The following is a 10,541-nucleotide window of genomic DNA, read 5'->3' on the forward strand; positions in this document are numbered from 1 at the left end:
GTTGTACATGCGGCAGCGGTACTCTTCGGTGAGCGTGCCGATGCACCACATCAGCCGTCGCCAGGGCTTGAGATCGTTTTTTTGAGCATGCGCCGGACGGTTTCCCGACTGACGTTGCCAAGGCCCAATTCCCGGCGCGCGGCACGTTCGAGCTCGACGATCGTCCAGCGCTGGCGACCCTCGGGTGGAGCCGAGCATGCCAGCGCCGTCACTCGCGCCTCGGCATCGGTGTCGTACTGTCGCGGCCGACCCGAGCGTGCAACGTCGAACACGGCGAGATCGACGCCTCCTTGCAGATATGCCGACCGGGTGCGCCACAGCGCGGTGCGTCCGATCCCCAGCACGTCCATGATCTGCGCCTCGGGAATCCCGCGATCCAGGCACGACAGCGCATGCGCCCGGTTCACTTCGCGCGAATGATGAATTCCCTTGCTTCGAATCTCCTCGATGACCGACCGATCCTTCTCGGTCAAATGCAGTTCGGTCTGGCGCATGAGAACTCCTTCGTAACCCCAACGGGGAAAGACGGAGTGTATTCATGTTCCGTTATTTACGTGTCACTGTACTAGCGGGAGTGGTCAAGGCCGGAGGGAACTTTGATGGAGCGTTGATGCTTTGCTGAAGCGCTCCGCAGCGTACGGCGTTGGGACCTTAGCTGCGCCAAGGCGGCACCGGCTTGAAGCGCTGCTGCAGGAACGACAGGAACAGCTTCACCCTGGCGGACATGCCAAGGCGCTGCGCCACCAGCGCCACCACGTCGGCGGCCGGCAGGCTCCAGTCCTCCAGTACCCGAACCAGATGCCCAGAGGCCAGGCTCTCGGCGATGTCCCATTCCGAGCGCATGATCAGGCCCTTGCCCTTCAGCGCCCACTGCCGCACGACGTCGCCGTCGTTGCTGCTCAGGGTCGCCGCCACCCGCACCGCGACTTCACTGCGCTTCTTCTTGAAGTGCCACAGCGTCACGTCTTCCTGGTTTTCGCGCAGCGCGATGCAGTCGTGCCCGGCCAACTCCTGCGGCGTGCGCGGCGCAGGGCGGCGGGCGAGGTAGCCGGGCGCGGCGCAGACGAAGCGCGCATTGGGCGCGATGGGGTAGGCGACCAGGCTCGAATTCGCGAGGTTGCCGATGTGCACGATCAGGTCGAAGCGGTTCGCGTCGGTCGCCGACACCACGTCGCTGAGCGTCAGGGAAACCTTCAGCCCCGGGTGCCGCGTATGAAAGTCGGCGATGGCGGCTGCCAGGTGATGCCGGCCGAAGCCCAAGGGGCCGCACACGTTCAGCGTCCCCGCGACCTCGCCCGAACGGGCGCGCAGGTTGTCGATCAGGCCATCCAGTTCGGCGAGCAGGCTCACGGCCCCCGCATGGAAGAGCTCGCCCTCGTCGGTGAGGCTGAAGCGGCGCGTGCTGCGATGGACCAGGTGCAAGCCCAGGCGGCTTTCGAGTTGCCGCAGCCGCTGCGAGACGGACGAGGCCGTCACGTCCATGCGCCGCGCGGCTTCCGCGAGGGAGCCGCTTTCGGTGATGGCGACGAAGAAGCGCAGGTCGGTGATGTCGTGCGACATCCTTCGATACTAATAGTCCACGTTGCTGCCGAGTCCCCGCTTCGCGGCCGCGCGCACGGCGAGATCGGCCACGGCCAGATCCTGCAGCGCCACGCCCGTTCCGTCGAAGAGCGTGATCTCGTCCGCCGTGCGGCGGCCGTCGCACAGGCCTTCGATGACCGCGCCTATGCTGCCGCGGAAGCTCCGATCCGTGATCAGGCCCGCGTCGTAGGCATGCTGGCATTCGCCGATGCTGATGGCCTGTGCGGTCTCGTCGACGAACAGGGCCGCCGTCGCTACCAGCGCCGGATCCAGCTCCTGCTTGCCCCGGGTGTCGGCGCCCATCGCGTTGATGTGGGTGCCGGGGCGCACCCAGGATTTCTCGACCAGGGCCTTCTGCGAGGGCGTCACGGTGATCAGGATGTCGGCGTGGGCGGCCACGGCCTGGGCGCCGCTTTCCGGGACGAACTCCAGGCCGAGTTGCTCCACGATGCGGCCGAAGGCTGTCAGGTTCTCGGCCGAGCGATTCCACGCATGGACCCGGCGGATGGCACGCACGGCCAGTGTCGCGCGCAGCTGGTATTGCGACTGCGCGCCCGCGCCGATGATGCCGAGCACGCTGCTGTCGGGACGCGACAGGTGCTTGGTCGCGATGGCGCTGGCCGCGCCGGTGCGCACGCCGGTCAGGTAGTTCGCGCTGACGAGTGCGCAAGCGCGGCCGGTGTCCGCGTCGAAGAGCAAGGTCGAAGACTGATGGTTGCTCAGGCCCTTGCCCATGTTGTGCGGCCAGTACCCGCCCGCCTTGAGGCCGAGAATGGGTGCGCTGCTATCGCAGCCGGCCTTGACGCCGAAGACGGCGTCCTGGTAGCCCACGCCCTCGCGAACCACCGGGTAGTTGCGCGCCTCCTGGGCTGCCATTGCGGCGAAGCATTGTTCGACCGCCGCAATGGCGTCCTCGACGCTCACCAGCGCGCGGGCTTCCTGCTCCGAGATGATCAACATCGTGTCTTCCTGTTTGCGCTTCACCAGCCGCTGAAGCGCTGCCAGGTCGCAGTGATCTCGTGGCCGGCGCCGAGCACCTTGTAGTGCTCGTACTGCGCCGCAGTGGGGCAGGCGTGGTTGGGCACGATGCGTACCTGCGCGCCGACCGGCAGATGCAGCGCGCCCTCGATCTTGCCGGAGCGGTGCGCCATGATCCCGTGCTCCTGGTTGGCGCCCACGAGGATGAGGTCGTCCAGCGGCCGCCCGTCGAGGTCGCAGACCAGCCCGTAGCCCTGGTCGACCGGCTGCCTGGCCGTGCCGCGGTCGCGCGACAACGCCATCCATCCGGCGTCGAGGATCGTCCAGCCTTTTTCGCGCTGGTGGCCGATCACCGTGGCCAGCACCGACAGGGCGATGTCGTCCACCCGGCAGACGTTCAGGCCGGCCATCACGAGATCGAAGAACACGAACACGCCGGCGCGCACTTCGGTGACGCCTTCCAGCTGCTCGGCGAAGAGCGCGGTCGGTGTCGAGCCGACGCTGACCACGGGGCATGCGATGCCCGCCGCGCGCAGGCGCTGCGCCGCGTGCACGGCCGCCGCACGCTCCTGCTCGGCCATCGCGCAGATCGCGTCGGTGGATGTGCAGTCGTAGGAGCTTCCGGCGTGCGTGAGGATGCCCTGCACCGGAATGCCGGCGCCTTCGAGGAATTGCGCGATCTGGAGGAGATCGCCGCTATCGGGATTCACGCCCGAGCGGTGGCCGTCCGAGTCGATCTCGATCAGCACGTCGAAATGCCGCTGGGCCGCCTTCGCGCGCCCGGCGAGCATGCGTGCCGCCTCGATGCTGTCCAGGATCAGCGTGAGCCGCACGCCCTGGTCCTGGAGCCTCATCACATGGTCGAGCTTGTTCGGCGCGATGCAGACGGCGTAGAGGATGTCCGTGACGCCGTGCGCTGCGAAGTAGTCGGCCTCGCGCAGCGTCGAAACCGTGATCGGCCCTTGCGGCGATTCCATGATCCGGCGCGTCACCTCGATCGACTTGTTGGTCTTGACGTGGGGACGGAACGAGACGCCGAGGCGGCGCGCCTGGCGGCGCATGCGCTCGATGTTGCGGTCCATGCGCGCCTCGTCGAGCAGCAGCGCGGGCGTCTCCAGTTGTTCGAGAAATTGATTCGTCATTTCAGTGGGCCTCCCGCGCCAGCACGCGTCCGGGGCGCGCGCCGGTCGGGTGGCCGCCTTGCCAGACCATCGTGCCGTTGACGATCACCGCGTCGATGCCGCGCGCCGGGGCGATCGGCGTTTCGTAGGTCGCGGCTTCGTCCACGCTGTCGGCGTCGAACAGGGTCAGGTCGGCGTACGCGCCTTCCTTCAGCACGCCGCGGTCCTTGAGGCCGAAGTTCTTCGCCGTGAGCCCGGTCATCTTGTAGACGGCCGTCTCCAGCGGGAACAGCCCGAGCAGCCGGCCGTAGTGGCCCAGCACGCGCGGGAAGCTGCCCCACAGACGCGGATGCGGCGAGGCGTCGTGCGGCAGGCCGTCGGAGCCGATCATGGTCTTGTCGAACTTCAGGATGCGCTGCACGTCGCTCTCGTCGAGCCGGAAGTAGATGCCGCCGGCGGGGCTGAGCCGGCGGATCGCTTCTTCCTCGCTGACGCCCAGCTTCTTCGCAATGACGTTGAGGTCCTGGCCCGCATGTTCGGGCATGGGCTTCGACCAGCTCACGATCACGCGCGACGAGGTCGCTGCGCGGTCGGCCGAGAGGATGGTGGAGCCGGCCGTGTACGGGTAGCAGTCCAGGCAGATCGGCTGGATGGCCATGTTCTTCTCGATGAAGGACAGCGCCTCCTGCGAACGGCCGTGGTTCGCGGGCCCGACCACCTTCATGTGCGAGATCACCACCTGCACGCCAACCTCGCGGCCGACGCGGAAGGTTTCTGCGAGCGAGTCGATCACCTGGTCTGCTTCGTTGCGCATGTGCGTGCAGTACACGCCGTCGAAGTCCTTGAGCGGGCGGCAGGTCTCGATCACTTCCTCGGTCGGCGCGGCGACCGCGGGCTCATAGAACAAGCCGGTGGAGACGCCGATGGCGCCGGCTTCCAGCGCTTCCTGTACCAGCGCGCGCATGCTGGCGATTTGTTCTTCGGTGGCAGGCAGGCCCAGGTCGTCCAGCGTCGCGACGCGCAAGGTGGTGTGGCCCACCAGCAGCGCGCAGTTGGTCGCCGCGGGCTTGGCGCGCAGTGTCTCGATGTACGACGCGAAGGTGGGGAAGGCGAACCAGCCGCCTTCCTCGTCGAGCAGATTCAATGGCGGCGTGACCGGCTGCGTGATTCCGCCCGGCATCGGCGCCAGCGAGATGCCGCAATTGCCCGCGATCACGGTAGTGATGCCCTGGCTGACCTTGGGCGCCATGTCGGGGTTGGAGAGCATGAGGCGATCGTCGTGCGTGTGCGCATCGATGAAGCCTGGCGCCGCGATGCGGCCGCCCTGGTCGATCTCGACGTCGCCGTGCATCGCCGACAGATCGCCGATGCGCGCGATGCGGTCGCCGCGAATGCCGATGTCGCCGGCGAAGCGGGGCGCGCCGGTGCCGTCGACGACGCTGGCGTTGCGGATCAGAAGGTCGAATTTTTCCTGCATCGGATATCTCGAGTTGAAAAGGGTCACAGCAATGCGCCGCGCGCAGCGATCGGCCAGAGGGCTTCGACCCGCTCGCCGCGCACGCAGATCAGTTCGTCATAGAGATTGACCGTCGGGTCGCAGTGGCCGGGCACCAGCATCAGCGGGTCACCCAGCGAAAGCGCGGCTCCGTTGGGGGTGGCCAGCACGCCATGCTCATCCGAGGCTTTCACATAGCGCAGGTCGGCACGCTGCCACACGGTCGGCAGGCCCGAGTCCACGCTGGATGCCTTCAGGCCGGCGTCGACCACGGCGCGCTCGGGCGTCGCGCGGCTCATGACCGTGGTGCGCACGAACAGCGCATGCTCGAAAGCGATGTCGTTCTCGCCGCGCTGGTTGTCGCCATAGTCGCGATCCATGAAGACATAGGAGCCGGCCTGGATCTCGTTGAAGACGCCGGAATCGCGTTCGTGCAGGAAGCTGCCGGTACCCGCGCCCGTTACACGCTCGACGGCAATGCCGCAGGCCTCGATGGCCGCGCGGGTGGTGCGCGCGGCCTCCACGGCGCCGGCGATGGCCGCGGCCCGCTCCTGCGGCGCGCGCATGTGCTGGGCCGGGCCGTGGTAGCAGTGCAGGCCCATGAAACGCAGCGGCGTGCCGGCAACGATCTGCCGCGCCAGCCGCACGGCCTCGTCGCCGGGGGCGACGCCGCAGCGGTCCGCGCCTACATTGACCTCGACATAGACATCGAGCGCCAAGCCGTGCGCCTGCGCAACGGTGGCCAACGCCTGCACCTGTTGCGGATGATCAACGAGCACGCCCACGCGCGCCTTGCGCGCCAAGGCTGCCAGATGACGCAACTTGGTGTCGCCCATCACCTGGTTGGTGACCAGCACATCCTCGATGCCGGCCTCCACGAACACCGCCGCCTCGCTGACCTTCTGGCAGCAGATGCCGGCGGCGCCCAAAGCCATTTGGCGCAGTGCGATCTCGGGGGTCTTGTGGCACTTGGCGTGGGCACGAAGTCGCACGTTCGTGCCGCGCAGCGCCTCGGCCATGCGCGCGAGGTTGCGCTCGAATGCATCGAGGTCGAGCACCAGCGCGGGCGTGTCGATGGCGCTGAGCTGATCGCCGGGCCTTGCAGCTTTCCAGGGGGTCATGGTGTATCAGCCCGACCGTCAGTCGATCTTCGCGCCCGAGTCCTTGATGATCTTGGCCCACTTGACCGTCTCGCGGCGCGAGAGTTCGAGAAACTGCTCCGGCGTGCTGGGGTCGGTCTCGGCACCCAGCATCTTGAAGCGCTCGCGCACCGCCGGGTTGGCCAGCGCGGTACGGATTTCAGCATTGAGGCGGGTCACGATGTCCTTGGGCATACGAGCCGGCCCAACGATGCCGCCCCAGGCCGCAACCTCGAAGCCCGGCACGCCGGATTCGGCAATGGTGGGAATGTCCGGGTAGGTGGGCGAGCGCTGGGTGGACGAGATTCCCAGCGCTCTCACGCGGCCGGCCTGGGCCGGTGGACCGGACACCGGCGTGTTGATCATCATGAGCTGAACGCCGCCGCCGATCAGGTCGGTGAGGGCTGCCGTCCCGGCCTTGTAGGGCACATGCAGCATGTGGGTGCCGGTCATGGACTTGAAGAGCTCCACTCCCAGATGGGCGGTGGTGCCGTTGCCGTCGGATGCAAAAGCCAGCTTGCCCGGGTTCTTCTTCGCATAGGCGATCAGCTCGGGCACGCTTTTGACCGGCAGCTCGTTGCTGACGATCATCAGATTGGACAGGCGCAGCGTGTTGGCGACCAGCGTCAGGTCCTTCTCCACGTCGTACGGCACATTGCTCAGCAGCGAGCGGTTGGTGGCCAGCGAGACGACGTTGCCGTAGGCCAGCGTGTAGCCGTCGGCCGGGGAGCGGACCAGGTCCATGGTGCCGATCGTGTAGGAGCCACCGGGCTTGTTGTCGACCACGATGGGCACGCCCATCTGCTGCGACAACTGCGTGGCCAGTGCGCGCATCAGCGCGTCGGGTGCACCGCCGGGAGCCGACGGCACGATCAGGCGGATCGGCTTGTCAGGATAGGCCGCCAGGGCCGGCATCGAAATGGCCGCCAGCGCGGCAAGAACAAGAGAGGGCAGCAGAGAACGCAGACGCATGGCACGGACCTCCGGCAGTGTGGAATCGATAAGCCGGAAAGCACGGCCTGGAGGCAAGTCTAGGTTTGCGTATTCAAAAAATAAACTACCTGAAACTACATCTATCCTTCAATTTTTCTTACGAGCTGACCCTGTTGTCCAGGAGGACGATCGCCTCGCCGACGAGCTTGCCGTCCGCGGTGATCCTCGGATTGCTCAGCAGCGTGCCATCCGAGCTCAGCTGATAGCCCGTTGCGAACACCGAGTTCTGCACGTTCCCGCCGATCGCCCATGCGACCTCCGGCCCGACGGCCACGACGATGTCGCAATGGCTCGGCAACTCGGGATTGTTCGAGGCATTGAGGTAGTCGTCGTAGCTCGCCGGCCTCTCGCGCCAGCTTCCGATGATGTCGCCCACCCGGGGTTTTGCCTTGTCGAGCCGCACGCCCCAGAAGGGCGCTGCCAGGTCGCCGCTCGCGTTCTTCTTGATCGCATCCCACATGTACGCGGCATGGCCGATCGACTGCTGGAAGGACTTGTACTCGTCGAACTCCCTGGCCGCCGTCCTCACCATCAGCGAGATCGCCACCGCCGACCAGGGCTGCGTGGCGGTCTTGCCTGTGAACGGCTTGCCGAACGCTTTCCACATCTCGCCGATGAAGCCGCTGAAGGGCTCCTTCGCTTCCTTGCCGGCGCCTCTGTCGAAGCGCAGCCATTGCTCGACGGCCGCGGCAACGAGCGCCTCCCGCGCCGGAGAGGCCGGGTCGCGCAAGGTGGGCTGCTCGGGCGGCTGCCAGTCGAATTTGGTGATCGGCAGTGCGGCCTTGACGAAGCCCTCAGTCGATTTCCCATCGACGGCGGTGCGGACGTGATGCCAGCCCTCCGGTCCGTCTTCCAGGTCATCGACGGCCTGCCCGAGGAAGATGGGGCCGATCAGCGTGTCGGGCTCGACCCTGGCCTCGGACCGCACATTGATCGCTTCGACGTTGACGAGTTTCTGCATCGGAAGCTCCTTGTCTCCATGGCCAGGCGAGTTGACCACGAAGCCGCGGGCGTAGCCAGTCGCAAATGGCTGACAAGCAGCTCGGCGTCAGCGATGGGGCGACCTCGCCGCCTTCGCGAGTGCCATGACAGGGCGGATGGAAAAAACCAGTTGAGCGCTTGCGGATCTCAAAGCCTGCCGCCCAGCTCACCCTGTCTGAAGCGCCGCACGTCGCGCGCAGGCGGCGCGCCGAACATCCGGCTGTACTCGCGGCTGAACTGCGACGGGCTTTCGTAGCCGACCTTGTAGCCGGCCTCCGCGGCGTCCACCATGTCGCTGAAGAGCAGACGGCGCGCTTCCTGCAGGCGCAACTGCTTCTGGTACTGCAGCGGGCTCATCGCGGTCACGGCCTTGAAATGATGGTGCAGGGACGACACGCTCATGTGCGCGGCCCGTGCCATGTCCTCCAGCTTCAGTGGCGCCGTGCTGTGTTCCCGCAGCCATGCAATGGCGCGGCAGATGCGTTGGCTCTGGCTGCCCGCGACCGCCAGTTGTCCGAGCCGCCAGCCGTTCTCGGCCTTCAGCAGGCGGTAGTAGATTTCCCGGATGACCAGCGGCGCGAGGGCAGGGACGTCCTCGCGCGTGTCGAGCAGGCGGATCAGGCGCACCACCGCGTCGAGGAGTTCGATGGAGGTCTCGCCGGTGAAGATGCCTCGCGCCGCTGCCTTCGGCGACTTGAGGTGGTCCGCCTCCAGCATCATCGTCGCGATCTCCGCCGGATCGATGTCGAGGCGCAGGGCCAGGTAGGGCGCTTCGGGGGTCGCATCGATGACCTGTCCGGTCACCGGGAGGTTCTGCGACACCACGAGATGGCTGGACGAGTCGTAGACGAACAGCTCGTCGCCGAGCATGACGCGCTTGCTCCCCTGCGCAATGAGGCAGAAGGCGGGTTCGTAGGCGCCATGAAGCGGTTCCCCGACGCGCGTGGATCGGAACACCGCCAGGCCGGGAACGGCGGTGGGGTTGGTGCCCTCCGCGACGGCAAAGCGCTCGATCAGCGCGGCGAGTTCGGCGCGCCGGAGGACCAGTTGCAGTTGCTGGTCCGGACGTTCGCGTGCGGTGGCGGCAGTGGAGACGGTGGTCATGTCCATAGCTTAGGCAAGCCTGCTGCGTTTGTCTCGCGCGGCCGGCAGGGTTTGGACGATCGGGCAAGAACTCGCGGCGATCCTGCAAGTCCGGGAGGCCGTTGCCACGCAACTAAGATGCCGCATGGATCGCTGGACCGAGATCGAGTTGTTCGTACAAACCGCGGAGCAGGGCAGCCTGTCGCGCGCTGCCGAGGCCGTGGGCCTGTCGAACGCCGCCGCCAGCCGGCACCTGGCCTCGCTGGAAGCGCGGCTGGGCGTGCGGCTCGTGCAGCGCAACACCCGCCGCCTCTCGCTGACCGAGGCGGGCGAGAGCTACTACCACCGCTGCAAGACCATCCTGGCCGATCTGCGCGATGCCGATTCGGCGGTCAATGCCCAGGCGCTCGATCCGATGGGCACGCTGCGCATCAGCGCATCGCTGTCCTTCTGCATGCACCACATCGCGCCGCTGCTGCGCGCCTACACCGAGCGCTATCCCAAGGTCGCGGTCCAGGTGGTCGCGGCCAACCGCTACTACGACCTGATCGACAACAACATCGACGTCGCGATCCGCACGCGCGAGTACGAGAACGACTCCAACATCACCATCCGCAGCCTGGCCGAGACGCGGCGCATCCTCGCCGCCTCGCCGGGCTACCTCGATCGGCGCGGCACGCCGCAGAGCGTGGACGAGCTGGCCGCGCACGACCTGCTGATCTACACCTACAGCCACAACCCCGACGAGCTGGCCTTCCGCCGCGGCAGCGAGCGGCGCGTGATCAAGGTCAAGGGCCTGCTCGAGGCGAACGACGGCCAAGTGCTGCGCGCGGCGGCGCTCGACGGGCTCGGCATCCTGGTGCAGCCCAAGTACATCCTCTATGACGACATCGTGGCCGGCCGCCTGGTGCCGGTGCTCGACGAGTGGGACTTGCCGCGCCTGCGCATCAACATCGCCTTCCAGAGCCGGCGCCACATGTCGGCGAAGGTGCGCACCTTCATCGACTTCCTGGTCGAGCACTTCGAGCGCATGGACTACCAGCGCAAGTGGACCAGCTAGGCCGGCGGCTCGCCCTCGAAGGCGCGCTGCAGCAGCGCGCGGATCGCCTCGCGCTCGACCGGGCGCGGATTCCAGTACGGGTTGGCCGCCGCGATGTCCGCCGCGCGGTC

General features: G+C 67.1%; 10 protein-coding genes and 1 pseudogene. 1 reads left to right on the forward strand and 10 read right to left on the reverse strand.

Annotation, left to right across the window (positions count from 1 at the left end; translation table 11 throughout):
• Positions 1-50 precede the first annotated feature (50 nt).
• The 9 genes from BLS74_RS33200 to BLS74_RS33240 form a co-directional block, all read right to left on the reverse strand.
• Complete coding sequence (locus BLS74_RS33200; protein ID WP_093112252.1) at positions 51-494, reverse strand: helix-turn-helix domain-containing protein; 444 nt, start codon at positions 492-494, stop codon at positions 51-53.
• A gap of 157 nt (positions 495-651) precedes the next feature.
• Complete coding sequence (locus tag BLS74_RS33205) at positions 652-1,560, reverse strand: LysR family transcriptional regulator (protein WP_093112254.1); 909 nt, start codon at positions 1,558-1,560, stop codon at positions 652-654.
• 9 nt (positions 1,561-1,569) lie between these two features.
• A complete protein-coding gene (locus BLS74_RS33210; protein WP_093112256.1) occupies positions 1,570-2,541 on the reverse strand; it encodes an ornithine cyclodeaminase family protein in 972 nt (323 codons plus the stop codon).
• 20 nt (positions 2,542-2,561) lie between these two features.
• Positions 2,562-3,701: a DSD1 family PLP-dependent enzyme gene (locus BLS74_RS33215; protein WP_093112258.1), complete on the reverse strand. Its 1,140-nt coding sequence runs from the start codon at positions 3,699-3,701 to the stop codon at positions 2,562-2,564.
• A gap of 1 nt (position 3,702) precedes the next feature.
• The gene (locus tag BLS74_RS33220; RefSeq protein WP_093112260.1) at positions 3,703-5,157 is read right to left on the reverse strand and encodes an N-acyl-D-amino-acid deacylase family protein; all 1,455 of its coding nucleotides are present in this window, start codon (positions 5,155-5,157) and stop codon (positions 3,703-3,705) included.
• Positions 5,158-5,180: 23 nt separating this feature from the next.
• The gene (locus BLS74_RS33225; RefSeq protein ID WP_093112262.1) at positions 5,181-6,296 is read right to left on the reverse strand and encodes a DSD1 family PLP-dependent enzyme; all 1,116 of its coding nucleotides are present in this window, start codon (positions 6,294-6,296) and stop codon (positions 5,181-5,183) included.
• An 18-nt stretch (positions 6,297-6,314) separates the two neighbouring features.
• On the reverse strand, positions 6,315-7,286 hold the full coding sequence (locus tag BLS74_RS33230) for a Bug family tripartite tricarboxylate transporter substrate binding protein (protein WP_093112264.1): 972 nt from the start codon (positions 7,284-7,286) through the stop codon (positions 6,315-6,317).
• Between the two features lie 118 nt (positions 7,287-7,404).
• The gene (locus tag BLS74_RS33235; RefSeq protein ID WP_093112266.1) at positions 7,405-8,268 is read right to left on the reverse strand and encodes a DUF2272 domain-containing protein; all 864 of its coding nucleotides are present in this window, start codon (positions 8,266-8,268) and stop codon (positions 7,405-7,407) included.
• 167 nt (positions 8,269-8,435) lie between these two features.
• The gene (locus BLS74_RS33240; protein WP_093112270.1) at positions 8,436-9,392 is read right to left on the reverse strand and encodes an AraC family transcriptional regulator; all 957 of its coding nucleotides are present in this window, start codon (positions 9,390-9,392) and stop codon (positions 8,436-8,438) included.
• A gap of 124 nt (positions 9,393-9,516) precedes the next feature.
• Here BLS74_RS33240 and BLS74_RS33245 point away from each other — a divergent pair, with 124 nt between their 5' ends.
• Complete coding sequence (locus tag BLS74_RS33245; protein ID WP_093112268.1) at positions 9,517-10,431, forward strand: LysR family transcriptional regulator; 915 nt, start codon at positions 9,517-9,519, stop codon at positions 10,429-10,431.
• Here the strand turns inward: BLS74_RS33245 and BLS74_RS35455 are convergent.
• Positions 10,428-10,541 (reverse strand): annotated as a pseudogene (locus BLS74_RS35455) (maleylacetate reductase); the annotation flags it as partial. The gene BLS74_RS33245 and the pseudogene BLS74_RS35455 overlap by 4 nt on opposite strands.

Source organism: Variovorax sp. CF079 (genome assembly GCF_900101545.1).
GTDB lineage: Bacteria > Pseudomonadota > Gammaproteobacteria > Burkholderiales > Burkholderiaceae_C > Variovorax.

Coding starts and splice junctions, on each gene's coding strand:
- BLS74_RS33200 (WP_093112252.1), bottom strand. CDS start 494: ATGCGCCAGACCGAACTGCATTTGACCGAGAAGGATCGGTCGGTCATC.
- BLS74_RS33210 (WP_093112256.1), bottom strand. CDS start 2,541: ATGTTGATCATCTCGGAGCAGGAAGCCCGCGCGCTGGTGAGCGTCGAG.
- BLS74_RS33235 (WP_093112266.1), bottom strand. CDS start 8,268: ATGCAGAAACTCGTCAACGTCGAAGCGATCAATGTGCGGTCCGAGGCC.
- BLS74_RS33240 (WP_093112270.1), bottom strand. CDS start 9,392: ATGACCACCGTCTCCACTGCCGCCACCGCACGCGAACGTCCGGACCAG.
- BLS74_RS33215 (WP_093112258.1), bottom strand. CDS start 3,701: ATGACGAATCAATTTCTCGAACAACTGGAGACGCCCGCGCTGCTGCTC.
- BLS74_RS33245 (WP_093112268.1), top strand. CDS start 9,517: ATGGATCGCTGGACCGAGATCGAGTTGTTCGTACAAACCGCGGAGCAG.
- BLS74_RS33205 (WP_093112254.1), bottom strand. CDS start 1,560: ATGTCGCACGACATCACCGACCTGCGCTTCTTCGTCGCCATCACCGAA.
- BLS74_RS33225 (WP_093112262.1), bottom strand. CDS start 6,296: ATGACCCCCTGGAAAGCTGCAAGGCCCGGCGATCAGCTCAGCGCCATC.
- BLS74_RS33230 (WP_093112264.1), bottom strand. CDS start 7,286: ATGCGTCTGCGTTCTCTGCTGCCCTCTCTTGTTCTTGCCGCGCTGGCG.
- BLS74_RS33220 (WP_093112260.1), bottom strand. CDS start 5,157: ATGCAGGAAAAATTCGACCTTCTGATCCGCAACGCCAGCGTCGTCGAC.